Genomic DNA, 21948 nt, shown 5'->3' with positions numbered 1-21948 from the left:
TCCTCGGTCCCTGCGAGGACTACTGCGGCACTTGCTCACTGCTGACTCTCGCGCCCTGAGAGCTTTTGTTCATCCACCCGTAACAACGGACGGAAAACGCAAAAGGACCCGGGGGCTGCGTCGCCCGGATCCTCTGGCAAGCAGAATAGCCCACATGAGTTCCGAGGCAGAGGGTCGATTTCATATCGTGGATGTCTTCTCGACCACATCCGGATCCCAGCGTGCCACTTTGCTCACCGCTGACGGTGTCCGTATCGAGGCCCTTTACGAACCGTGTACGCGCGGGGTCACCGAGACGGCCCTCGTCCTGGCACACGGGTTCACCGGGTCGGTCGACCGCCCGGCCGTCCGCCGCGCCGCCCGGGCCCTCGCGGAGCATGCCGCCGTCGTCACCTTCTCCTTCCGGGGACACGGCCGATCGGGTGGCCGCTCCACCGTCGGCGACCGGGAGGTCCTCGATCTGGCGGCCGCGGTGCGCTGGGCCCGTGAGCTAGGCCACGCGCGCGTGGCGACCGTCGGCTTCTCCATGGGCGGCTCGATCGTCCTGCGCCACGCGGCCCTGGAGCGCGACACCGGCGGCCACGCGGACGCCGTCGCGGCCGTCAGCGCGCCGGCGCGCTGGTACTACCGGGGTACGCCCCCGATGCGCCGCGTCCACTGGGTGATCACCCGTCCCATGGGCCGGTTCGTCGGCCGCTACGGCCTGCGGACGCGCATCGACCACCGGGACTGGGACCCCGTACCGATCTCGCCGATCGAGGCGGCCCCGATGATCGCGCCGACCCCGCTGCTCATCGTGCACGGCGACCGCGACCCGTACTTCCCCGTCGACCACCCCAGGACCCTGGCCGAGGCCGCCGGGTGCGAGCTGTGGCTGGAGCGCGGCATGGGGCACGCGGAGAACGCGGTGGACGAGGAGCTGCTGCGCCGACTGGGGGACTGGCTCACCCGCGGATAGCCCATCATGGAGAGCGGCGCGCACACGAACGAAGGGAGCGCCGCTATGGCAGCGGGAACCATCCGCTACTGGGCCGCGGCCAAGGCCGCCGCCGGTGTCGCCGAGGAGCCGTACACCGCCGAGAACCTGGCCGAGGCGCTGGACGCCGCCCGCGCGAAGCACCCGGGCGAGCTGGTCCGCGTACTCCAGCGGTGTTCGTTCCTCATCGACGGTGACCCCGTCGGGACCCGCGCGCATGAGACCGTACGCCTTGCCGAGGGCGGCACGGTCGAGGTGCTCCCGCCGTTCGCAGGAGGGTGAACCGCACAGCATGAGCAGCGATCAGCAGCAGCCGTACGACCCGGGGTACGACCCGTACTACGGGGAGCAGCAGGGGCAGTACGGACAGCAGGGGCAGTACGGGCAGCAGGAGTACGGGCAGCAGCAGTACGGACACCAGGACCCGCACGTCACGCAGACGTGGGAGGGCCAGACCTGGGACACGCAGTACCAGCCGGTGGTGCAGCAGACGCCCGCGCAGACGCCCGCGCCGGAGCCGTTCGCCGCCGACACCTCGTACCTGCCGCCGCAGTCCGCCTCTTACCCGCTGTCGGAAGAGACACCGATGGCTGCTGAGGTGTCCGCCGCGCCCGAGGCCGGGCCCGATTGGTCCCCGCCCACCACCTCCGGACACACCCGCCTCACCGACGCCCAGCGCGCGCGGGCCGAGGGCCGGTCGCCGATCATCCCGCCCGGGATCCAGCCGGCCGTGCTCACCGCCGGACTCGGTGTCCTGCTCGCCGTCGGCGCGGCCCTCGGCCCGTACGGGCTGCTCGTCCCGCTCGTCCTGCTCCAGGCCGTCACCGCCGCCGGCTGGTTCCGGCTCAACGGCATGTGGCCGGCCCGGCAGGGCATCGCCCTCGCCTTCGCCGGCGGCCTGGCCGCCGACGTCGTCCTGCTCGCCGCCGGCCGGGAGAACGCGCCCGCCGCGATCATCGGCACCCTCGGCGTCTGGGTGCTGCTCACCCTCGTGCTCCAGCTGCGCAGCCACGCGGACCCCGACGAGCGGATGTACGGCCTGATGGCCACGGTCGCCTCGGCCGCGCTCACGATCGTCGCCGCGGGCCACCTCGGCGCCGCGCCCGACGCCGTGGTCGTCGGCGGCCTCGCGGTCGCCGCCGCCGTCGTCGCCCGCGCCCTGCCGCTGCCCGGCGCGGTCTCCGTCGTCGTGGCGCTGCTCGCCGCCGCGGGCGCCGGGATCGCGGCCGGCTCCCTCACGGACCTGGGGTCCGCCGGGGCGCTGCTCGGCCTCGGCGCCGGGGTGGGCGCGCTGGTCGGCCTGCGGGCCGCGAGCTACGACTACCCGTCGCGGTTCGTCCACATGACCGCCGGTGTCGCCCTCCCGCTGACCCTGGCGGCCCCGGCCGTGTACCTGCTCGGACGGGCGCTCGCCTGAGCCGTTGCGTCAAGCGTTCGGGAACCAACCGGCCCCACGACACGTCGATCTTCGTGTCGGGGGCCGGAGTCGTTATTTCTAGGTGGGGGGCGAACAGACCGTGCGAGCGTTGCGCGTATTGCTGATCGTGGCCGTGGTCCTCGGCGGGATCTTCGTGGGCGTCGACCGTCTCGCGGTCTCGTACGCCGAGTCGGAGGCGGCGGGCAAGGTGCGCCTCGGCCCCGCGCGCGCCGCCTCGACGGAGGTCGACATCAAGGGCTTCCCCTTCCTGACCCAGGTCATGGACAAGCGGCTCGACGAGGTCGACGTGGTGCTGACCGGCGTCGAGGCCACGGCCGGCGACCGGAAGATCCGGATCACCGAGATGAACGCCGACCTGCGCGACGTGACGGTGAACGACGCCTTCACGAGCGCCCGCGCGCGCACCGCGACCGGCACGGCACTGATCTCGTACGCGGACCTGACGGCGGCCGCCGACCGCGACGTGAAGGTCGCCTACGGCGAGAACGGCAAGCTGAAGGTCACCGGCGGCGTCAAGGTCCTGGGCCGCACGGTCACGCGCAGCGTCGTGTCCTCGGTGACGCTGGTCAACGGCGACACGATCCGGGTGCGCGCGGACGCGGTGCCGGGCGAGGGCATCCCGGGCCTGGAGTCCCTGATCCGCCAGCGGACCGACTTCGACCGCGAGATCGGCGGCCTCCCGGCGGGCCTGAAGCTGACCAAGATCGAGGCACGGGCGGACGGCGTGGCGATCGCCGTGACGGGTACGGATGTGACGCTGGCGGGCTGAGGGCGCCCGGGGCCCGGCCGTAAGCCGGGGCCACATGCTGAGACGGGGGAGTCCGCCCCGTAAAAACCGGCTCCTCATCCTCCCTCGGAAACGCCTCCGGAGGGCCCTTCCCCGCGATCACGTCTCACATCTCGGACGATCGCGTCTCAAAATACGACACACCGGTGACACGGCGGCCTGTCCGTCCCTACGATCGTGGGCATGAAGCGACAGGCGGATCTCACGAAGCGGCGGGCAGTAGACCTGTGCCGCATCGCCGCCATGCTCTGTCGCTCTCTCTGAGCGGGACCTCGAGTCCCGTATTCCTCAGGCCCTTCGACCTCCGGTCGGGGCCGCACCTCGCGAAGCCGTACGCCCGCAATCCCGCACTGACGCGTACCCGCAGCACACCGCCGAACACTGCCCCGGAGGAGAAACAGCATGAGCCGCAGCGACGTCCTGGTAGACGCCGATTGGGTCGAGGCGAACCTCGACAACCCGCAGGTGGCCGTCGTCGAGGTCGACGAGGACACCTCGGCGTACGAGAAGAACCACATCCGCAACGCGATCCGGATCGATTGGACCAAGGACCTGCAGGACCCGGTCCGCCGTGACTTCATCGACCAGGAGGGCTTCGAGAAGCTCCTCTCGGCGAAGGGCATCGGGAACGACACCACGGTCGTCCTCTACGGCGGCAACAACAACTGGTTCGCCTCCTACGCCTACTGGTACTTCAAGCTCTACGGCCACCAGGACGTGAAGCTCCTCGACGGCGGCCGCAAGAAGTGGGAGCTCGACTCCCGCGACCTGGTCGCTGAGGTCCCGTCCCGCCCGGCCACCGAGTACAAGGCCAAGGCGCAGGACACCTCCATCCGGGCCTTCCGTGACGACGTCGTCGCCGCGATCGGCGCGCAGAACCTGGTCGACGTCCGTTCGCCCGACGAGTTCTCCGGCAAGCTGCTCGCGCCGGCGCACCTCCCGCAGGAGCAGTCGCAGCGCCCCGGCCACGTGCCGAGCGCCCGCAACATCCCGTGGTCGAAGAACGCCAACGACGACGGCACCTTCAAGTCGGACGACGAGCTCAAGGCCCTCTACGAGGACGAGCAGGTCGACCTGGCGAAGGACACCATCGCCTACTGCCGCATCGGTGAGCGCTCCGCGCTCACGTGGTTCGTCCTGCACGAGCTGCTCGAGGTCTCGAACGTCAAGAACTACGACGGTTCGTGGACCGAGTACGGCTCCCTCGTGGGCGTGCCGATCGAGCTCGGCGCCAACAAGTAAGACCCTCCGGACCCCTCCCCGGACCTCCCGACCGTAAGGACAGAAACATGTGTGGAGCGCAGCCCGGCGGCCCCGACGCCTCGACGATCAAGCCCGGTGAGACCACCATCCAGGGCTTCGTGACCAAGGACGGCGAGCCCGTCACCGGTTACGTCCGCCTCCTGGACTCGACCGGCGAGTTCACCGCCGAGGTCCCCACCTCCGCGACCGGCCAGTTCCGCTTCTACGCGGCCGAGGGCACCTGGACCGTCCGCGCCCTGGTCCCCGGCGGCACCGCCGACCGCCAGGTCGTCGCCCAGCAGGGCGGCCTCGCGGAGGTCGCCATCGCGGTCTGACGCCACCGCACCGCTGAACCGGCCGAAGGGCCGTGCCTCTCTGGGGGTTGGACGCCATCAGAGCCCGAGGTGCGGCCCTTCGGTCTGTCTTCTTCCGTATGAAGATTCGGCCGGTTGTGTGACCTTCGTTCGCCTGCATCGTTGGCATGTTCGACGGGCTGGTGATCGGAGGTGGGGCATGGTCGAACGTTCGCCATCGGGGCTGCGCGTGCTGGCTCCGCCTCGGTTGGTCTCCCCGAGCGGTGCGATCACCGTGCGGACGCGCCTGCGTCTCTCGGACCGCGACGCGCTGGTCCTTCGCGAGCTGGCGGAATACTTGTCACGACTCGCGGCCCGTGATCTGGCCGAGCGTGTGGCACTGGGTACGCGGCACACGGCGGCCGACTTCGCCCGCCGCAAGCGTGAATTGACGGCGCCTACGTCGTCGCGCTGGGCCGGCACGATCACCCGCGGGTCGAACGATCAATGGCAGCTGGCCCGGCGTGCGCAGGCGGACCATCTCAGGAGCCTTCGCGCCGAGATCGCGGTGATCGAGGCTCGGCTGGCCGTGCCGGTCGGTGGGCGGGATCCCGGATCCCGTGTCAGGGGCTATCCCACGCAGGCGGTGCGTGCGGCCAAGCAGTGGCGCCTTCAGCGCCTGAGGGCGCGTGCGACGCAGGTTTCAGCGGACATGGCGGCCGGGCGGGTGCATGTGGTGCGCGGCGGTAAGGATCTTCTGCGCAGCCGTCTGCATCTGGATCAGTCGCAGGGGGCGATCGACGATTGGCGGGGGCGGTGGTGGGAGGCGCGGACGCGGATCGAGGCCGATGGCGAGTCCGGCAAGACGTATGGCAACGAGTCCCTGCGCATCGCTCCCGACGGGGTTGTCCTCGTCAAGCTGCCCGTGGCTCTGGCCGACCGTCATCGGGAGCATTGCGATCGCTTCGGCCGTTACAGGTTGGATGCCCGGTGTGTCTTCGCGTATCGGGATGACGAGTGGCGTTCGCAGGTAGGGGCCGGCCGTGCTGTGGGGTACACGGTTCGGTTCGAGGAGGGCCGGTGCTATCTGACGGCGTCGTTCACTCCGGCGCGCGTGGCACTGCCGGAAGGCGTGGACGACTCGGCGGTGATGGGCGCGGCTCTGGCCGGTGGGGTGTTGGGTGTCGACCAGAATGTCGACCATCTCGCGGTGTGGCGGCTGGATGTCCATGGGAATCCGATGGGCCGTCCTGGACGGGTCGATGTCGACTACAGCGGTTCGACGTCGCGTCGTGATGCTCAGGTGCGGCACGCCTGCAGTGCTCTGATCCGAGTGGCCCAGGAGTGCGGGGCGACGGCTCTGGTCATCGAGGACCTCGCCTTCGGTACGGGGCGGGAACAGTGCGGCTGGACGGGCCGGCGGGGACGGCGATTCCGTGCGCTGGTGGCAGGGATGCCGGTGGCGCGGTTCATGTCCCGCCTAGTGGTGATGGCGCATCGTGCGGGGCTGGCTGTGATCGCGGTCGACCCGGCGTACTCGAGCCGTTGGGGCGCGCAGCATTGGCTGCGGAGTACGAGTCCGAGGCATGAGAAGACGTCCCGGCATGAGGCTTCGGCCGTCGTGATCGGGAGGCGCGGCCAGGGGTTGGGCGCGCGGCGCAGGGCAGAGAAGTCCGTATCCCGCGAGATGACGGAAGAGGCCGGGTGTGCGCGCGTGATGCTGCGCGGCTTGGCTGGTACGGAGACCCATCGCCCGCCCGTGCAGTGCAGCAGACCGGGCTCTGTCCGTGCATCGAGGACCGTCGATCGTCCGGAGGATGGCGTACGTGATGCGCCTCGCCGACGGATGGCGTCTGCGGTCCAGGCTGCTCAGGACCGTTCGGAGCGGCCCGTCGGCGTGGGGGCCTGGGTTCAGGATCCCCTTGCGTTCGGCGTATGAGGGACGGTTGGACGCCATTCCAGGACTTGAGGCGCGGCCCTTCGGTCTTACGCTTGAGGTATGTACGCGCGACGGCGGCATGTCTACTTCTGGATGATGGGCATCTGCCTGGTGCTCTTCGTCGGGGCCTGGGCGGTCGTGCGGCTGTTTTCGATGCCCGTGGCCATCGGGATGTGCGTCGTCGCCATGGTCATGCCGCCGGTCGCCGCGATGATCGCGAACCGGCGGGGGCCGGAGGACCGGTGGTGGGACGACCCGTCCGGGGATCCGCAGTCGGACGAGTGGTGGGACGAGCTCGACGGGAAGAAGCGCGGGGAGCGTTGAACGGCGGCGTGGGCCGACGACCCGACGGACGGAGTCCGGCGCAGCGGCTCGAAGCCTGTGAGGCCCCCAGGGGGCCGAGCGGTGCGAGAGGCGCGTCGAGAGCGGGGCCGGTGGTGGGACGACCCGTCCGGGGACGCTCAGTCGGACGAGTGGTGGGACGAACTCGACGGGAAGAAGCGTCGGGAGCGTTGAACGTTTCGGTTCAGTAGACGAGGGCTTGGGTTTCGTCCGTCATGGCCTCTTGGACGAAGACCTGGGCGCCCGCGATGCGGATGCCGTTCAGGACGTCCTTCTCCGTGATCTCGCGGCGGGCCGCGCACTGGGTGCAGAGAGTGATCTGGCCGGCCGCCAGGATCGAGTCGATGAGGTCCGGGAGCGGTGCCGCGTGCGGGAGGTCGAACTCGGCCGCGCGGCCCGGGAGCGCGAACCACGACGACTCGCCCGTCAGCCAGAGCGAGACCTCGACCCCGCTCGCCACGGCGACGGCCGCCACCGTGAAGGCCTGGGAGCAGCGTTCGGGGGCGTCGGCCCCGGCGGTCACCTTGATCACGAGCTTCTTCGCCATATACCGAACTGTAATGCGGACCCCTGCAACCTCATGCACCCCTCACGTGTCAGTTGTGTGCACGGATAACGGAATCCGTCGTTCAGGTCTCGTGGGGGGACCCTTTGGAAGCCATGGAAGTAAGCGCCGTCGCGGCCCCGCCGCGTCGGCGTCGCACCGGGCGGACGGTCGGCTTGATCGCCGTCGCCGCCGTTCTCGGCCTCGTCGGCGGTACCGCCGTGGGCTACGGCATCCAGGCCGATCGTGAGCCGACGCCGCTGCCCGCCCTGAACCAGCCCGGTCTCGCCTACCCGAAGCCCCTGCCCAAGGGCCAGAAGCCCGTGGCGCTGCCGGCCTCCGAGGACCGCAAGGTCAAGACGGACGGCGACCTGCGCAAGCTGCTGGTGCCGAAGCCGGCGGGCGCGAAGAAGTCGGAGTTCGGGGACATCGACGGCTGGGTGACGGTGCCCGCGTACGCCGACGAGTTCAGGAACCCCGGTGGCGCGCTGGGTGATCAGCTGGAGCGAGGCGTCCGGCGCATCGCCGCGACGTCGTGGCAGACGGGCAGCCACCGCGAAACCACGGTCCGCCTCGTGCAGTACCGCTCCAACGACGCGCTCGGCGCGCAGGAGCACGCCGAGGGGCAGATGGAGTACATGCCCGACGAGGACTTCGCCCGCTCCGAGGGAGAGCCGATCAAGGGCTCTGCCAACGGTCGCTATTACGTCTTCCCGGTGGAGCGGAAGGCGGGATACCTGGATCTGTACGAGGCCAGGGCGTACTTCCATCGCGGCGACATCATGGCCGCGATCTTCATCATCGACAGCAAGAAGATCTCCGCGGCGGACATCCGTTCGTTGGCCGAGAAGCAGCTGGGGCGCCTGTGAGCGAGGAACTGAACACCGTGACCGAGCCTGTGACCGAGGTCGAGGTCGAGGCCGAGGTCGAGGCCGGTGCCGGTGCCGAGGCCGCGATCGCGGACGAGAAGCCTCGCCGCAGGAGCAAGGTGTTGACCGTCGTCCTGCCGGCTGTCCTCGTCCTCGGGGCGATCGGCGCCGGCGTCACGTTCACGGGCCTCACCGTCCGCTCCGCCGACCGCAGCGCGGAGACCGTCGTCTGGGAGGGTGACGAGACCCCGGCCCCGGAGGACCCCGCATCCCGGGAGTCGAGGTACGGCAAGGCGTCGACGCCGCTCAGCAAGCTCCTGATGCCCACGCCCCAGGGGTACGGGCTCGGCCCCGACACCGAGTCGTACGGCAACGACGACGAGGTGGGCGCGGCGGAGGCGACCGCGCTCGTGAAGCAGGAGGGCAAGGGGCTCTCCGGCAAGAAGCGCCGCGAGTACGAGAAGCAGGTCGACAAGCTCGGCATCAAGGGCATCGCGCTCCGGACGTTCGTCTCGGAGGACTCCGAGACCGTCGTCTACCTCCGGGTCTCGCAGATGAAGGACAAGAAGCAGATCCGCCAGGCGTTCGAGGTGAAGAAGGAGCTCTTCGAGCTCCTGGAGTTCCCCAAGGGGCCGAAGATCAGCGGCCACAAGAACTCCGTCTGCTTCAAGGTTCCGTTGGACGAGGACCTGACCAAGGAGGAGAAGCGCAGGCAGATGGAGCAGATCGTCTGCTCGGCCTACGACTCCGAGGTCGAGGTCACGATCATGGTCGCGGGATCCAAGGACTACCTCGACGAGGAGTCCGAGGTCGCCCAGCTGATGAAGAAGCAGCTGGACCACATCAAGTCCCCGGGGGAGTACGTATGACGACCGAGCAGCAGACGGAGCCGGGGACGGAGCCGGCGACGGAGTCGGAGTCGGTCCCGGGGCAGGCCCCTGCCCCGGTCGCCGAGGACCTGCCGAAGGACCTGCCCGAGCAGCCCGAACCCGCGGCCGAGACCGAACTCGCGGCCGAGACCGTGGTCGAGCCAGCCGCTGAGCCGGTCGCCGAGTCCGCGCCCCTCGTCGACCCCGCCCCCAAGCGCTCCCGTAAGCCCCTCCTCTGGGCCGTCGCCCGCTGGACCGCCGCTGTGCTCGTCTGCGGCGGTGTCGGGGCCGGGGCCGTGGCCGGGATCACCGTCATGGAGCGGACCGACGTGCCCGGTCTCGCGACCGAGAGCGACGGGCGGTGGGAGTACCCGAAGATCAGCCTGCCCGCTCTTCCGGCGGACGCGCCGCAGCCCTTCAGTCTCGGGAACACGGGCGAGATCCACCACGCCGACCTGCGCAAACTCCTGTTGCCCGCGCCGGCCGGCGCCACGGTCGACCCGAAGCTGAACGGCGGCTGGGTCACCGTGAACCAGTTCGCGTCCCAGTACCGCGCGGACGACCGGACCGAGGTGACCGGGCCGCTCGCCGAGTCCGCGCTGCGGCACATCGCCGCTCGGGGCTGGACCATGCCGGACGGCACCACGACCCGGATCTACCTGCTCCGGTTCAACTCGGTCGCCTTCTCCGAGGCCTTCAGGGACGACCTGCTGAACGCGGCCGACCGCCCGCTCCTCGACGGGGTCGAAGGGGAGGAGGTCGAGGCCGACCTCCTGGACGGCGTCGAGGTGCCGAACACGGACACGTACCCCTACGTGGAGCTCCCCCACAACGCCGACCAGACCCGCTGGGTCTACATCCAGGCCGGCGACACCCTGGCGATGATCACCCAGACCCGTAAGGGCGAGGCGCTGGAGGTTCCGTTCCAGCAGACCGTCGCCCTGCAGAACCAGCTCCTCGGCTGAAAACGGCCGAGCCGCGTCGCCGGACGTACCTCGCAGAGAGGGCCGGGTCCCCGCAGACTAAAGTGGGGTCCGGCCCGTTCTGCCTTCACGCTCATCCGAGGAGCACCCGTGATCATCTTCTTCGAAGTTCTCCTGGCCCTGGTCTGTGTCGCCGTGCTCGCGTTCACCGGTCTGGCCGTGAAGAAGCTGTACCAGGGCCAGCGCTGATCACCAGCGCTGATCACCTCGAATACTCGACGTCTACGGAACGACAGAGCTGCTCATGATCGAGATCCCGTCCGACCTCAACCCGGGCCTCGTCCCCCTCGCGTTCCTCCTCGGAACGTGGGAAGGCGCGGGCGTGGCCGACTTCCCCGGTGCCGAGAAGTGCAACTTCGGGCAGTCCGTGACCTTCAGCCATGACGGCCGGGACTTCATCGAGTACCACTCGCACTCCTGGGTGCTCGACAACGACGGCAAGCAGGTCCGCCCGCTGGAGAGCGAGAGCGGCTTCTGGCGGATCGACAAGGACCGCAAGGTCGAGATCGTCATGGTCCGCGACCAGGGCATCGTCGAGATCTGGTACGGCGAGCTGGCCGACAAGAAGCCGCAGATCGACCTGGTCACGGACGCCGTGGCCCGTACCGCGGCCTCCGGGCCCTACAGCGGTGGCAAGCGGCTGTACGGCTACGTCAAGGGCGACCTGATGTGGGTCGGCGAGAAGGCGACCCCCGAGGTCCCGCTCCGCCCGTACATGTCGGCGCACCTGAAGAAGGTCGTCACGCCCGAGGAGGTTGCCGAGATGGCGCGCAACCTCGGCGACCTGCCGGACGACGGCATCGCCTTCTTCAAGTAGGCGCAGTACGAAGAGCCGGGATTCCGCCACGCCCTCCTACACTGGGGGGCGTGGTGAGTACCGACTGGCAGAGCGACCTGCGGCAGCGCGGCTACCGGCTGACGCCGCAGCGCCAGCTTGTCCTGGAGGCCGTGGACACGCTGGAGCACGCGACGCCCGACGACATCCTGGGCGAGGTCCGCAAGACGGCCTCCGGTGTGAACATCTCCACCGTGTACCGGACCCTGGAGCTCCTGGAGGAGCTGGGTCTCGTCTCCCACGCCCACCTCGGGCACGGGGCGCCGACGTACCACCTCGCCGACCGGCACCACCACCTGCACCTGGTCTGCCGGGACTGTACGAACGTCATCGAGGCGGACGTCGACGTCGCCGCCGGGTTCACCGCGAAGCTGAAGGAGACCTTCGGTTTCGAGACGGACATGAAGCATTTCGCGATCTTCGGCCGCTGTCAGGACTGTACGAAGAAGGACGCCGGTACGCAGTCGTAGGCTTGCCTCATGAAGAGCCCTGTCGTGAAGAGCCCTCTGCTGTCCCTGCCCGGCGCCGTTCCCGCCGAAGGCCGTGACGAAGGCGTCGCCGCGCACTACGGCGATCTGTTCCGCGAGCAGCGCTCCCTGGCCGCCGGTGACGGTTTCGTCGACCTCTCGCACCGCGGTGTCGTCACCGTCTCCGGAGACGACCGGCTGAGCTGGCTGCACCTGCTGCTCACCCAGCACGTCAGCGATCTGCCGGTGGGCCGGGCCACCGAGGCGCTGATCCTCTCCGCGAACGGTCACATCGAGCACGCGCTCTACCTCGTCGACGACGGCGAGACGGTCTGGGCGCACGTGGAGCCCGGCACGCGGGACGAGCTCATCGCCTATCTGGAGTCGATGAAGTTCTTCTACCGGGTCGAGGTCGCCGACCGCACGGACGACTTCGCCGTCGTCCACCTCCCGGCCGGCTCCATCGCCGAGATCCCGGAGGGAGGTGTCGTACGGGAGACTCCGCACGGGCGTGATGTGTTTCTGCCCCGGGACGAGCTCGACGCCTTCGCCGGTACGCACGGGCCCGCCGCCGGGATGCTCGCGTACGAGGCGCTGCGGATCGAGGCGCACCGGCCGCGGCTCGGCTTCGAGACCGACCACCGGACCATCCCGCACGAGCTGGGCTGGATCGGCAGCGCGGTGCACCTGCAGAAGGGCTGCTACCGCGGCCAGGAGACCGTCGCCCGCGTCCACAACCTGGGGAAGCCGCCGCGCCGCCTGGTCTTCCTGCACCTGGACGGCAGCGAGGTCCACCTGCCGGGCCACGGCACCCCGATCCGGCTCGCGGCGGACGGCGCCGACGGGCGCCAGCTCGGCTTCATCACCACCTCCGGCCGCCACCACGAGCTCGGTCCGATCGCGCTCGCGATGGTGAAGCGGAACGTGCCCGTGGACGCCGAGCTGATGGCGGGGGAGACCGCCGCCGCCCAGGAGACGGTCGTCGAGCCGTAGGGCTTACAACGTAGGGCCTACACCTCCACGAGCACCGTGAACGGGCCGTGATTCGTGAGCGAGACGCGCATGTCCGCTCCGAACCGGCCCGTCTCCACGTGCGCCCCCAGCTCCCGCAGCCGCGCGACCACCTCGTCGACGAGCGGCTCGGCGACCGGGCCGGGCGCGGCCGCGTTCCAGGTGGGCCTGCGGCCCTTGCGGGCATCCCCGTAGAGGGTGAACTGAGAAATCACCAACAAGGGCGCATTGGTGTCCGAACAGGATTTCTCACCCTCCAGAATCCGGACGGACCAGAGCTTTCGGGCAAGCTGCGCCGCCTTCTCCGGTGTGTCCTCGTGGGTCACTCCCACCAGTACACACAGCCCTTCACCGACGATCTCGCCGACGGTCTCGCCTGCGACGACGACGCTCGCGCCGTCCACCCTCTGTACCACTGCACGCATACAGACCAACCTACAGACCGACGCATAGGGGCTGAACGGGTGCAGAGCGCCTGCACGCGCACGTGCGGGAGTGGCACCATGCGTGTCAGGCGGTGCGGTTCCGCGCCGGTCGAGGGGACGATTCACATGAGTGCATCTGGCGCCGGGCAGACGCCGGCCCGATTCGGTTCCGGAGTGGGCGTACGTCCGCCCGTGCAGCGGACGGCCGAGCCCGCCCTGCCGGCGCGGTCGTCGCAGCCGGAGACGGCGGCGCAGCCGGACATGGCGGCGCTGCGACTGCCGGAGCTGCGCGCGCTGCGCCGTGACGCGCAGAGCGAGGAGGCCGACCTCAGCTACGTACGGCGGATGCTGCAGGGCCGTATCGACATCCTGCGGGCCGAGCTGGCCCGGCGGACGGATCCGGAGTCACCGGTTCTGGACCGGCTCTCGGAGATCCTGGCGGACGTGCCCTCGCGGCGGGCGGCCTCGGCGCGGCACCTGACGCTGTCGACGCCGCGGAGCGAGGAGTACCGGCAGCTGGTCGAGGAGATGCTCTCGGAGGTCGAGCTGTCCGACCTCGGGGCGCGGACCGACGACGAGCTGCACGCGGCGATGGGCCGCCTCGCGGGGTGCGAGCAGCAGATCTCGCGGCGGCGGCGCGAGCTCCAGGGGACGGCCGACGACTGCAGCGCCGAGATCACCCGCCGTTACCGCGAGGGCGAGGCCCAGGTCGACGACCTGCTGGCCTGAGCCCACTCTCTTCGACCGCCCTCGCCCGGTGAAAAACCGGGGTGCGGGCGATCGGGTGGGCGCCATAGCCTCGCTGGTATGAGTCTTGAGGTGCGCCCGGTGGGCGAGTCCGAGTTGGGTGATTGGCTGCGTGCGCTCAAGACCGGGTTCCTCCGGCCACCCCTAGTGACGGACGAGGAGGTCGAGCAGCGGCGCCCGCAGTTCGACCTGTCCCGGACGCTCGGGGTCTTCGACCGGGGCCGGATCGTCGCCACCTTCCGTACGTTCACGCAGGAGCTGTCCACCGTCGGTGGCGGCTCGCTCGTCTCCGACGCCGTCAGTCAGGTGACCGTCTCGCCGTCCCACCGCAGGCGCGGTGTGCTCAGCCGGGTGATGACGGGCGACCTGGCCGCCGCGAAGGAGCGGGGTGACGCCGTCGCGTCGCTCATCGCCGCCGAGTACCCGATCTACGGGCGGTACGGCTTCGGCCCCGCCGCCTGGACCACCGAGTGGTCCGTCGACGTCCCCCGCGCCGGGCTCGACCCGCGCCGCACCGGGCAGCCCGAGGACGGCGGCACGATCGAGATGTCCGACGGCGCCGAGATCCGCAAGGTCGGCCCAGAGGTGCACCGCCGCCTGGCCCGTGTCCGGGCCGGCGTCCCGAACCGCGACACCCAGGGCTGGGAGCGCGGCACCGGCCTCGGCTTCCAGGGCGAGCCGTGGACCGAGCCCTTCTACGCCGTCTACCGCTCCGCGTCCGGCGAGGTGGAGGGCCATGTCTCCTACCGCTCCGACGACAAGTGGGACGACGGCAAGCAGCCCGTCAACACCGCCACCGTCCGGGACCTGATCGCCTGCACCCCGGCCGCCGAGCGGGCGCTCTGGCGGTACATGTGCTCGCTCGACTGGGTGACCAAGGTCCGCTCAGGCCTGCGCGCCCCCGACGACGTCCTCCCGCTGCTCCTGCCCGACCCGCGCGCCGCCAGGGTGGTCAGCCACGCCGACATGCTGTGGGTCAGGGTCCTGGACGTCGCCAAGGTGCTTGAGGGGCGTACGTACGCGAGTTCCGGCAGCCTCGTCCTGGAGGTGGAGGACGCCGCCGGGCTCGCCGGCGGGCGCTACCGGCTCGACGCCTCCCCGGCGGGCTCGGAGGTCTCCCGTACCACCGAGTCCGCCGATCTCGCCCTGGACGTCGCCGAGTTGGGCACGCTCTCGCTCGGTGACGAGTCGGTCGTACGGCTGGCGGAGCTGGGCCGGGTCGAGGAGCTCGCGGCGGGCGCGGCCGCCCGGGCGGACGTACTGCTGCGGGCCGCGCGCCGCCCGTGGTGCCCCGACATATTCTGAGCGGCCTCTCAGCGAGTCACTTCGTACGGTGGCGGAACAGCGCCCCGGACGCGGCCAGCGCCACCGCCAGGATCCCGGCGCACCACGCGAGCGCGATCCAGGGCGTGTTGCCCACCGGCTGGTCGAGCAGCAGTCCGCGCATCGACTCGATGAGCGGTGTGACGGGCTGGTGCTCGGCGAAGCCGTGGAGCCAGCTCGGCATCGTCTCGACGGGGACGAACGCGCTGCTCGGGTAGGGCAGGAACATCATGAAGAAGGTGATCCCGCCCGCCGCTTCGGGGGTGCGGGCGAGCAGCCCGGCCGCCGCCGCGAGCCAGGAGATCGCGGTGATGAAGGCGACGAGCAGCCCGAGCGCGGCGAGCCAGCCGAGCGGGGTCGCGGACGGCCGGAAGCCGATGGCGAAGGCCACGCCGAAGACGAGCACGGTGGCGACGAGGTTGCGGGCGATGCTGGCGCCGACGTGGCCGGCGAGGATCGCCGTACCGCCGATGTCGAGCGAGCGGAACCGGTCGATGATCCCGCCCTTCATGTCCTCGCTGACGGAGACGCCGGTGCCGGCGGAGCCGAAGCCGGAGCAGAGGATCAGGACGCCGGGGACGACGTACGTCACGTAGCGGGTGCCGGTGTCGATGGCTCCGCCGAAGAAGTAGACGAAGACCAGCATCAGGATGATCGGCAGCATCATCGAGGTGATGACGGCGTCGACGTTCCGGCGGCCGAGGCGGAGCCCGCGGCCGGTCATCGTCAGGGCGTCAGATACGGGCGTCGACATGGGCGGACTCCTTCTCGGTGGAGTTGGTGCTGGGCTGCGCGGTGGGGTTGGCGGCCGGCTTTTCGGTGAGCGCCAGGAACACGTCGTCGAGGGTCGCGCCGCGCAGCGCGAAGCGGACGACGTCGGTGCGGTCGGGGTCGAGGGTGTCGAGAAGCTCGCGGACCTGGGCGGCGCTGCCGTCGGTGGCGACGCCGAGGGTGAGGGCCTCGGGCTCGTGGTGGACGGCCCGGTCGGCGAGCCGGAGGTAGGCGTCCCGGTCGCGCAGGACGAGGTCGAGGCGGTGGTCGGCGAGGCGGGCCTTCAGGGCCTGCGCGGTGCCCTCGGCGACGACGCGGCCCGCGTTCATGACGGCGATGCGGTCGGCGAGCAGGTCGGCCTCCTCCAGGTACTGGGTGGTGAGGAAGACCGTCGTACCGCTGTCGGAGAGGGCGCGGACGATCTCCCAGAGCTCCTTGCGGCTGCGCGGGTCGAGGCCGGTGGTCGGCTCGTCGAGGAAGATCACCGAGGTCTCGCCGGGGTCGCGGACCAGGCCCGCGGCGAGGTCGAGGCGGCGGCGCATGCCGCCGGAGTACGTCTTGGCGAGGCGGCGGCCCGCGTCGGTGAGGCCGAAGCGCTCCAGGAGTTCGTCGGCGCGCCGCTCGGCGGCACGGCGGGAGAGCCCGGAGAGCCGGGCCATCATGCGCAGGTTCTCGGCGCCGGTCTGCATCTCGTCGACGGCGGCGAACTGGCCGGTGAGGCTGATCGCGCGGCGCACCCGGGACCGCTCGGTGGCGATGTCGTACCCGGCCACGCGCGCGTTGCCGGCGTCCGGCTGGGTGAGCGTGGTCAGGATGCGGACGGTGGTGGTCTTGCCGGCGCCGTTGGGGCCGAGCAGGGCGAAGATCGTGCCCTCGTCGACCCGTAGGTCGAGGGATTCGAGGACGGGGACGGTGCCGTAGGCCTTGCGCAGGCCGTTGGCTTCGATGGCGGCGGATGGCATGGGGGTCCCCCTGAGTTCAGTACTGCGTACGCCTTACGCGTTACTGTGTAAGGGTTACGCATTACTAGGATGGTCGTCAAGCGAGGAAGGGCGGGCGGTTGTGGTGGCGGACGGCAAGGGCGCGGGCGCTCGGGGTGAGGGTGTTCCGAGCGGGGGCGATCCGAGTGAGGGTGTTCCCGGCCGGGGCGCTCCGAGCGACCGCGCTCCGGGCGATGGCGGCGGAAGCTTTCTGCCCGCGAGCATCGAGGCCGCCTGGGGGCTGCGGGAGCGCCCCTCCAAGGGCCCCAAGCCCGGCCTCACCCTCGACCGGATCGTGGGGACCGCCGTGACGGTCGCCTCGACGGAGGGCCTCGACGCCCTCTCCATGGGCCGGATCGCCAAGGAGCTCGGCGTCTCGACCATGTCCCTCTACCGCTACGTCGGCGCGAAGAGCGAGCTGTACGTCCTCATGCAGGACGTCGCCACCGGCCCGCCGCCCGCCTCGCTGCCCGCTGGAACGGGCTGGCGCGAGGGCGTCGAGCACTGGGCCCGTGAGCTGCGCGAGATCTACCACCAGAACCTCTGGATGCTCCGCATGCCGCTCACAGGACCGCCCGCGACACCGAACTCGGTCGCCTGGTGGGAGCGGGCCATGGTCGCCCTGGACGGCACCGGCCTCGACGAGGGGACCAAGGTCTCGGTGGTCATGCTGGTCTCCGGGTTCGTCCGGAACGAGGCGCTGATGATGGCCGACATCGGGGCCGTCATCGGGGCGAGCGGGGAGCGCCCCGAGGAGGCGCTCGCCCGCTACGGCCACACCCTCCGGCGCCTCGCCGACCCCGAGCGCTATCCGGCGGTCGCGCGGATGCTGGACTCCGGCGTGATGGGGCAGGCCGACGAGCCGGACTACGAGTTCCGCTTCGGCCTCGCGCGCATCCTCGACGGGGTCGCGCTGCTCGTCGACGGGAAGGAGGCGGGGGCTTCGGGTTGAGCGGACCCCGCCCGAGGGTCAAGATCATCAAGGTGCAGAATGACCCGTATGTCGATAACGAACACCCCCCGGACGGCAACGATCGACGACGCACCGCTGATCGGTCGCACCCTCACCCGCGCCTTCGACGACGACCCGATGATGCGCTGGTTCTTCCCCGACGACGCCTCGCGCGAGGCCTCGCTCGGCCGCTACTTCACCACGCTCTTCACCCGGCAGTACGTCCGTCACGCGGTGTGCGAGCGCACCGGCGCGGCGGCCTCGTTCTGGGTGCCGCCGGAGGCGGCGGCCAAGGCCGTTCCGGACGAGGAGACCATCCAGGAGCTCACCGGCATCCTCGGTGACCGCGCGCCGGTCTTCGGGGCGGCCGTCGAGGAAGCCGGGAAGCACACGCCCCAGGAGCCGCACTGGTACCTCGCCCTGATCGGCGCCGACCCGGCCGCCCAGGGCCAGGGGCACGGAGCCGCCCTGCTCCGCTCGGGCCTGGCCAAGGCCGACGCGGCGGAGATGCCCGCCTACCTGGAGTCCTCCAAGCCCGACAACCTGGCCTTCTACCAGCACTTCGGCTTCACCGTGCGGAAGGAGCTGGAGCTTCCCGGGGGCGGGCCTACGCTGTGGGCGATGTGGCGCGAGCCGCGCGCTTCGTAGGAGTGGCCCCGGCCCCGGCCCCGGCCTCCCAGGCCTCCTGAAGCGCCGTCAGGAGGCCCCGTACGGCGGGCAGGGCGAGCGAGGACTCCCGTACCGCCGCGTGGATCGAGCGGACCGGCTCCGGCCCCCGGAGCCGGCGGACGACCACGTTCGGGTGGCGACTGCCCAGGCCCATCAGCGGGACCAGGCTGATCCCGAGCCCCGCCGCGACGAAGCCCTGGGCGGTCGCGTACTCCTCGCACTCCACCGCGATGTCCGGCGTGAACCCGGCCGCCGCGCACGCCTCCAGGACGGCGTCGAGGCAGGGGCCCGGGCGCTCGCTGCCGACCCACGGCTCGTCGGCGAGTTCGGCCAGGTCGACGAGGCGGCGGTCGGCGAACCGGTGGCCCTTGGGGAGTACGGCGCGGTACGGGTCGTCGGCGAGGTGGACCAGACGGAGACCGTCCTCGGTGTCCGCGCCGCCCCGGTGCGTGTCTCGGGGTCGTACGACCAGGGTGACGTCCGCCTCCGGGTCGGGCCGCGCGCCCTCGGCGATCCTCAAGTCCACCCGTACACCTGGGTGTTCGCGGCGGAAGCGGGCGAGCGCGGGGGCGACTAGATCGGCGCCCGCCGTGGCGAAGTACCGCACCGCCACCTGGCCGGTGCGCCCGGCCCGCAGGTCGGCGAGGGCGGTCTCGGCCTCGGCGACCTGGCGGCCGATCACGTCCGCGTGCTCGGTGAGCAACAGCCCGGCGGCGGTGGGCCGGACGCCCCGGCCGAACCGTTCGAGCAGCGCGATGCCGGCCTCCTTCTCCAGGACACCGATCTGCTGGCTCACGGCGGAGGGGGTGTAACCGAGGTTCGCGGCGGCGGCGGTGACGGAGCCGCTGGTGACGACGGCCCGGAGCACCTGCATGCGTCTCACGTCGAGCATGTAGCACAGCTTAACGCTGGATGCATGATTCTTCGCTTGTCCTGTCGAGTGGGGGCGGGGACCGTGGGGCCCATGACATCGACGACGCGTATGGGCGGACGTATGGGCGGACGTACGGGCGTGCGCATGGGCGTACGTATGGGTGTGCTGGCCCTGCTCTGGGGCTCGGCCTTCCTCTGGATCGAGCTGGCTCTCGACCACGGCCTCACCCCTGGGTGGATCACCTTCGTACGGTGCCTGCTCGGGGCGGGCGTGCTGCTCGCTCTCGCGTACGCGGCCGGGCAGCGGCTGCCACGGGACCGGCGCACCTGGAGGCGGTTGGCCGTCGCGGCCTTCTTCTGCAACGCCCTGCCGTTCCTGCTCTTCGGCATCGGGCAGCAGACCGTCGACAGCGGTGTCGCGGGCGTCCTGAACGCCACCACCCCGCTCTGGTCCCTGCTCATCGGCGTGGCGCTTGGCACGGAGCGCGGCTTCGGCGCGGCGAAGGTCGCCGGTCTGGTCCTCGGCTTCGCCGGCATCCTGCTGATCTTCGCGCCCTGGAGCGGGGATTCGGGCCTGATGAGCATCGGAGCGCTCGCGCTGCTCGGCGCTTCGGCCAGTTACGCGGTGGCCTTCGCGTACATGGCGCGCAAGCTGGTCGGCGGGGGCACCGCGCCGATGGCGCTGTCGGCGGCGCAGTTGCTCGCGGCGACGGCCCTGAGCGTGCCGGCGCCGCTGGCCGGGGGCACGGGGACGTTGACCTGGGCGGGTGTCGGGGCGGTCGTCGTCCTCGGGATCTTCGCGACCGGGCTCACCTTCCACCTCAACTACCGGATGATCGCCGAAGAGGGCCCGACGAGCGCCGCGACCGTCGGCTACCTGCTGCCGGTGGTGTCGGTGGCGCTCGGGGCCCTCGTGCTCGACGAGCCGTTGACGGTACGGGTGGTGGCGGGGATGGCGGTCGTACTGGCGGGGGTGGCGCTTACGCGACGGGGGCGGCGGCCCGCGCCTGATCCTGATCTTGAACCTGAACCTGATCCTGATCGCGGTCCGGCTCCTGGGGTGCCCTCCGGCCGTTCTTCGGCTGTCGCAGGACCGTGAGGGCGACCGCGAAGGCGGCGACGAGGAGACCGGCGCCGACGCCGAAGGCCAGGTGGTAGCCGCCGGTCAGGGCCTCGGCGGTGGAGCGGCCTGCCTCGGTCAGGGACTCGGTGCGGGCGGCGGCCAGGGTGGAGAGGACCGCGATGCCGAGGGCCATGCCGATCTGCTGGGTGGTGTTGAAGAGCCCCGAGGCGAGGCCCGCGTCCTCCTCCTTCGCGCCGGACATGCCCAGCGAGGTGAGGGCGGGCAGCGCGAGGCCGAAACCGGCGGCCAGCAGCATCACGGGCAGGAGGTCGGTGACGTACGAGGCGTGCACGGGGACCCGGGTGAGCAGGCCGAGCATGACCACGAGCAGCCCGAGCCCGGTGAGCAGTACGGCGCGCTCGCCGAAGCGGGCGATGAGGCGGGCCGAGACGCCCAGGGACACCGCGCCGATGATCGCGGCGGCCGGCAGCATCGCGAGACCGGTCTCGGCGGCGCCGTACCCGAGGACCTTCTGCAGGTGGAGCGCGACGAGGACCTGGAAGGAGAAGAGGGCGGCGACCATCAGCATCTGGACGAGGTTGGCGCCCGAGACACTGCGCGAGCGCAGGATCCGCAGCGGCATGAGGGGGCTCGCCGCCCGGGCCTGGCGGAGGACGAAGCCGGCGAGCAGGGCGAGGGAGAGCGCGCCGAGGCCGAGGGTGTGGGCGGAAGTCGCGCCGTACTCCTCGATCGTGACGACCGCGTAGATGCCGGTCATCAGGCCGGCGGTGATGAGCGGTGCGCCGAGAAGGTCCACGCCGCCGGTGCGGCCGCCACCGGCACTGCGACCTCGGTCGCCGGGCAGGGCGCGGAGGGCGACGAGGACGGTCGCGGCGCCGATGGGGAGGTTGATGAAGAAGATCCAGTTCCAGGTGAGCGCGTCGGTCAGGATCCCGCCGAGGACCTGTCCGATGGAGGCGCCGGCCGCTCCGGTGAAGCTGAACACGGCGATGGCGCGGGCGCGTTCGCGGGGTTCGGTGAAGAGCGTGACGAGGATGCCGAGGCTCACGGCGGAGGCCATCGCGCTGCCGACGCCCTGCAGGAAGCGGGCGGCGATCAGGACCTCGGGGGAGGCGGCGACACCGGCGAGCAGGGAGGCGGCGGTGAACACTCCCGTACCCGCGAGGAACATCCGTCTCCGGCCGATCAGGTCGCCGAGGCGGCCGGCGAGGAGGAGCAGCGAGCCGAAGGCGATCAGGTAGGCGTTGACGACCCAGCTGAGGCCGGCCGGGGTGAAGCCGAGGTCGCTCTGGATGGCGGGCATGGCGACGGTGACGATGCTCCCGTCGAGGACGGTCATCAGCATCCCGGTGGCGAGGACGCCGAGGGCGAGGGAGCGGGAGCGGGTGGAGGTGGGGGTGAGGGTGGTGACAGCGGTGTTCATGGGTCTCTCCTGTGCGAGGGAGGCAACAGGAAAGACCGTAGCAGATAGTTCTGTTGCAGACTATCTTTTACGGATCGAGGGGTGCGGGGACCCTCGGTGGGGCCTT

25 protein-coding genes and 1 pseudogene are annotated in these 21948 nt (G+C 70.9%); 20 read left to right on the top strand and 6 right to left on the bottom strand.

Going from position 1 to position 21948, the window contains the following annotated elements:
* The first annotated feature begins 154 nt into the window (after positions 1–154).
* The 9 genes and pseudogenes from ACFWRO_RS26445 to ACFWRO_RS26405 form a co-directional block, all read left to right on the top strand.
* Positions 155–958, top strand: coding sequence for an alpha/beta hydrolase (locus ACFWRO_RS26445; RefSeq protein ID WP_384513899.1), 804 nt, complete (start codon positions 155–157; stop codon positions 956–958).
* Positions 959–1003: 45 nt separating this feature from the next.
* A complete protein-coding gene (locus tag ACFWRO_RS26440) occupies positions 1004–1258 on the top strand; it encodes a MoaD/ThiS family protein (RefSeq protein WP_315896192.1) in 255 nt (84 codons plus the stop codon).
* 10 nt (positions 1259–1268) lie between these two features.
* Positions 1269–2393, top strand: coding sequence for a hypothetical protein (locus ACFWRO_RS26435; RefSeq protein ID WP_384513896.1), 1125 nt, complete (start codon positions 1269–1271; stop codon positions 2391–2393).
* 100 nt (positions 2394–2493) lie between these two features.
* Complete coding sequence (locus ACFWRO_RS26430; protein WP_384513895.1) at positions 2494–3183, top strand: DUF2993 domain-containing protein; 690 nt, start codon at positions 2494–2496, stop codon at positions 3181–3183.
* A gap of 420 nt (positions 3184–3603) precedes the next feature.
* A complete protein-coding gene (locus ACFWRO_RS26425; RefSeq protein ID WP_362007744.1) occupies positions 3604–4443 on the top strand; it encodes a sulfurtransferase in 840 nt (279 codons plus the stop codon).
* A 47-nt stretch (positions 4444–4490) separates the two neighbouring features.
* Positions 4491–4778, top strand: a complete 288-nt coding sequence (locus ACFWRO_RS26420) for a DUF1416 domain-containing protein (protein WP_356607213.1) — start codon at positions 4491–4493, stop codon at positions 4776–4778.
* A 178-nt stretch (positions 4779–4956) separates the two neighbouring features.
* Positions 4957–6675, top strand: a complete 1719-nt coding sequence (locus ACFWRO_RS26415) for an IS200/IS605 family accessory protein TnpB-related protein (protein ID WP_384513894.1) — start codon at positions 4957–4959, stop codon at positions 6673–6675.
* Positions 6676–6735: 60 nt separating this feature from the next.
* Positions 6736–6999, top strand: a complete 264-nt coding sequence (locus ACFWRO_RS26410) for a DUF3099 domain-containing protein (RefSeq protein ID WP_384513892.1) — start codon at positions 6736–6738, stop codon at positions 6997–6999.
* Positions 7000–7107: 108 nt separating this feature from the next.
* Positions 7108–7191, top strand: a pseudogene (locus ACFWRO_RS26405) (DUF3099 domain-containing protein); the annotation flags it as partial.
* A gap of 10 nt (positions 7192–7201) precedes the next feature.
* Here ACFWRO_RS26405 and ACFWRO_RS26400 read toward each other — a convergent pair.
* Positions 7202–7564 (bottom strand): DsrE family protein, encoded by a 363-nt coding sequence (locus ACFWRO_RS26400; RefSeq protein ID WP_384513890.1) that lies wholly within the window; start codon positions 7562–7564, stop codon positions 7202–7204.
* Between the two features lie 113 nt (positions 7565–7677).
* Here ACFWRO_RS26400 and ACFWRO_RS26395 point away from each other — a divergent pair, with 113 nt between their 5' ends.
* The 6 genes from ACFWRO_RS26395 to ACFWRO_RS26370 all read left to right on the top strand — a co-directional run bounded on the left by ACFWRO_RS26395 (position 7678) and on the right by ACFWRO_RS26370 (position 12577).
* Positions 7678–8430 (top strand): hypothetical protein, encoded by a 753-nt coding sequence (locus ACFWRO_RS26395; RefSeq protein ID WP_384513888.1) that lies wholly within the window; start codon positions 7678–7680, stop codon positions 8428–8430.
* A 17-nt stretch (positions 8431–8447) separates the two neighbouring features.
* A complete protein-coding gene (locus tag ACFWRO_RS26390) occupies positions 8448–9299 on the top strand; it encodes a hypothetical protein (RefSeq protein ID WP_384513887.1) in 852 nt (283 codons plus the stop codon).
* The gene (locus tag ACFWRO_RS26385; RefSeq protein WP_384513885.1) at positions 9296–10264 is read left to right on the top strand and encodes a hypothetical protein; all 969 of its coding nucleotides are present in this window, start codon (positions 9296–9298) and stop codon (positions 10262–10264) included. The genes ACFWRO_RS26390 and ACFWRO_RS26385 overlap by 4 nt, the downstream gene beginning before the upstream one ends.
* 262 nt (positions 10265–10526) lie before the next feature.
* The gene (locus tag ACFWRO_RS26380) at positions 10527–11099 is read left to right on the top strand and encodes an FABP family protein (RefSeq protein WP_384513883.1); all 573 of its coding nucleotides are present in this window, start codon (positions 10527–10529) and stop codon (positions 11097–11099) included.
* Between the two features lie 50 nt (positions 11100–11149).
* Positions 11150–11587 (top strand): Fur family transcriptional regulator, encoded by a 438-nt coding sequence (locus ACFWRO_RS26375; protein WP_384513882.1) that lies wholly within the window; start codon positions 11150–11152, stop codon positions 11585–11587.
* Between the two features lie 24 nt (positions 11588–11611).
* Complete coding sequence (locus ACFWRO_RS26370; protein WP_384513962.1) at positions 11612–12577, top strand: YgfZ/GcvT domain-containing protein; 966 nt, start codon at positions 11612–11614, stop codon at positions 12575–12577.
* A 17-nt stretch (positions 12578–12594) separates the two neighbouring features.
* On the opposite strand, the gene dtd is transcribed toward ACFWRO_RS26370, so the two are convergent.
* A complete protein-coding gene (dtd, locus tag ACFWRO_RS26365) occupies positions 12595–13020 on the bottom strand; it encodes a D-aminoacyl-tRNA deacylase (protein ID WP_362007721.1) in 426 nt (141 codons plus the stop codon).
* Between the two features lie 126 nt (positions 13021–13146).
* Between dtd and ACFWRO_RS26360 the strand changes: the two genes are divergently transcribed.
* Together ACFWRO_RS26360 and ACFWRO_RS26355 are read left to right on the top strand one after the other, a co-directional pair.
* Positions 13147–13749, top strand: coding sequence for an ABC transporter substrate-binding protein (locus ACFWRO_RS26360; RefSeq protein WP_384513879.1), 603 nt, complete (start codon positions 13147–13149; stop codon positions 13747–13749).
* Positions 13750–13827: 78 nt separating this feature from the next.
* On the top strand, positions 13828–15072 hold the full coding sequence (locus ACFWRO_RS26355) for a GNAT family N-acetyltransferase (RefSeq protein WP_384513878.1): 1245 nt from the start codon (positions 13828–13830) through the stop codon (positions 15070–15072).
* Between the two features lie 16 nt (positions 15073–15088).
* Here ACFWRO_RS26355 and ACFWRO_RS26350 read toward each other — a convergent pair whose 3' ends face one another.
* Positions 15089–15844 carry an ABC transporter permease gene (locus ACFWRO_RS26350; protein WP_384513876.1) on the bottom strand — a complete coding sequence of 252 codons (756 nt, stop codon included), beginning with the start codon at positions 15842–15844 and terminating at the stop codon, positions 15089–15091.
* Entirely contained in the window at positions 15825–16823 is a 999-nt protein-coding gene (locus ACFWRO_RS26345) for an ATP-binding cassette domain-containing protein (RefSeq protein WP_384513874.1), read from the bottom strand. Before ACFWRO_RS26345 ends, ACFWRO_RS26350 begins: the two co-directional genes overlap by 20 nt.
* Positions 16824–16926: 103 nt before the next feature.
* On the opposite strand from ACFWRO_RS26345, the gene ACFWRO_RS26340 reads away from it, so the two are divergent.
* Entirely contained in the window at positions 16927–17793 is an 867-nt protein-coding gene (locus ACFWRO_RS26340; RefSeq protein ID WP_384513872.1) for a TetR/AcrR family transcriptional regulator, read from the top strand.
* Positions 17794–17832: 39 nt separating this feature from the next.
* On the top strand, positions 17833–18441 hold the full coding sequence (locus ACFWRO_RS26335) for a GNAT family N-acetyltransferase (protein ID WP_384513870.1): 609 nt from the start codon (positions 17833–17835) through the stop codon (positions 18439–18441).
* Here ACFWRO_RS26335 and ACFWRO_RS26330 read toward each other — a convergent pair.
* Complete coding sequence (locus tag ACFWRO_RS26330; protein ID WP_384513868.1) at positions 18401–19354, bottom strand: LysR family transcriptional regulator; 954 nt, start codon at positions 19352–19354, stop codon at positions 18401–18403. The genes ACFWRO_RS26335 and ACFWRO_RS26330 overlap by 41 nt on opposite strands.
* 72 nt (positions 19355–19426) lie before the next feature.
* Between ACFWRO_RS26330 and ACFWRO_RS26325 the strand changes: the two genes are divergently transcribed.
* Entirely contained in the window at positions 19427–20434 is a 1008-nt protein-coding gene (locus ACFWRO_RS26325; RefSeq protein WP_384513866.1) for a DMT family transporter, read from the top strand.
* Here the strand turns inward: ACFWRO_RS26325 and ACFWRO_RS26320 are convergent.
* Positions 20316–21842: an MFS transporter gene (locus ACFWRO_RS26320; RefSeq protein ID WP_384513864.1), complete on the bottom strand. Its 1527-nt coding sequence runs from the start codon at positions 21840–21842 to the stop codon at positions 20316–20318. The two genes, ACFWRO_RS26325 and ACFWRO_RS26320, sit on opposite strands and share 119 nt — an antisense overlap.
* Positions 21843–21948: the final 106 nt, after the last annotated feature.

Origin of the sequence: Streptomyces sp. NPDC058579, from assembly GCF_042718575.1 — a bacterium.
Lineage (GTDB): Bacteria > Actinomycetota > Actinomycetes > Streptomycetales > Streptomycetaceae > Streptomyces.
The sequence above is the reverse complement of the archived record's forward strand: the minus strand, read 5'-3'. Positions and strand labels throughout refer to the sequence as shown.

What these genes read in the sequence shown, in the direction of transcription:
- dtd (WP_362007721.1), bottom strand. Translation starts at nt 13,020, where the DNA reads ATGCGTGCAGTGGTACAGAGGGTGGACGGCGCGAGCGTCGTCGTCGCA.
- ACFWRO_RS26420 (WP_356607213.1), top strand. Translation starts at nt 4,491, where the DNA reads ATGTGTGGAGCGCAGCCCGGCGGCCCCGACGCCTCGACGATCAAGCCC.
- ACFWRO_RS26445 (WP_384513899.1), top strand. Translation starts at nt 155, where the DNA reads ATGAGTTCCGAGGCAGAGGGTCGATTTCATATCGTGGATGTCTTCTCG.
- ACFWRO_RS26360 (WP_384513879.1), top strand. Translation starts at nt 13,147, where the DNA reads ATGAGTGCATCTGGCGCCGGGCAGACGCCGGCCCGATTCGGTTCCGGA.
- ACFWRO_RS26400 (WP_384513890.1), bottom strand. Translation starts at nt 7,564, where the DNA reads ATGGCGAAGAAGCTCGTGATCAAGGTGACCGCCGGGGCCGACGCCCCC.
- ACFWRO_RS26350 (WP_384513876.1), bottom strand. Translation starts at nt 15,844, where the DNA reads ATGTCGACGCCCGTATCTGACGCCCTGACGATGACCGGCCGCGGGCTC.
- ACFWRO_RS26335 (WP_384513870.1), top strand. Translation starts at nt 17,833, where the DNA reads ATGACCCGTATGTCGATAACGAACACCCCCCGGACGGCAACGATCGAC.
- ACFWRO_RS26415 (WP_384513894.1), top strand. Translation starts at nt 4,957, where the DNA reads ATGGTCGAACGTTCGCCATCGGGGCTGCGCGTGCTGGCTCCGCCTCGG.
- ACFWRO_RS26410 (WP_384513892.1), top strand. Translation starts at nt 6,736, where the DNA reads ATGTACGCGCGACGGCGGCATGTCTACTTCTGGATGATGGGCATCTGC.
- ACFWRO_RS26320 (WP_384513864.1), bottom strand. Translation starts at nt 21,842, where the DNA reads ATGAACACCGCTGTCACCACCCTCACCCCCACCTCCACCCGCTCCCGC.
- ACFWRO_RS26345 (WP_384513874.1), bottom strand. Translation starts at nt 16,823, where the DNA reads ATGCCATCCGCCGCCATCGAAGCCAACGGCCTGCGCAAGGCCTACGGC.
- ACFWRO_RS26395 (WP_384513888.1), top strand. Translation starts at nt 7,678, where the DNA reads ATGGAAGTAAGCGCCGTCGCGGCCCCGCCGCGTCGGCGTCGCACCGGG.
- ACFWRO_RS26380 (WP_384513883.1), top strand. Translation starts at nt 10,527, where the DNA reads ATGATCGAGATCCCGTCCGACCTCAACCCGGGCCTCGTCCCCCTCGCG.
- ACFWRO_RS26330 (WP_384513868.1), bottom strand. Translation starts at nt 19,354, where the DNA reads ATGCTCGACGTGAGACGCATGCAGGTGCTCCGGGCCGTCGTCACCAGC.
- ACFWRO_RS26385 (WP_384513885.1), top strand. Translation starts at nt 9,296, where the DNA reads ATGACGACCGAGCAGCAGACGGAGCCGGGGACGGAGCCGGCGACGGAG.
- ACFWRO_RS26355 (WP_384513878.1), top strand. Translation starts at nt 13,828, where the DNA reads ATGAGTCTTGAGGTGCGCCCGGTGGGCGAGTCCGAGTTGGGTGATTGG.
- ACFWRO_RS26425 (WP_362007744.1), top strand. Translation starts at nt 3,604, where the DNA reads ATGAGCCGCAGCGACGTCCTGGTAGACGCCGATTGGGTCGAGGCGAAC.
- ACFWRO_RS26440 (WP_315896192.1), top strand. Translation starts at nt 1,004, where the DNA reads ATGGCAGCGGGAACCATCCGCTACTGGGCCGCGGCCAAGGCCGCCGCC.
- ACFWRO_RS26435 (WP_384513896.1), top strand. Translation starts at nt 1,269, where the DNA reads ATGAGCAGCGATCAGCAGCAGCCGTACGACCCGGGGTACGACCCGTAC.
- ACFWRO_RS26325 (WP_384513866.1), top strand. Translation starts at nt 19,427, where the DNA reads ATGACATCGACGACGCGTATGGGCGGACGTATGGGCGGACGTACGGGC.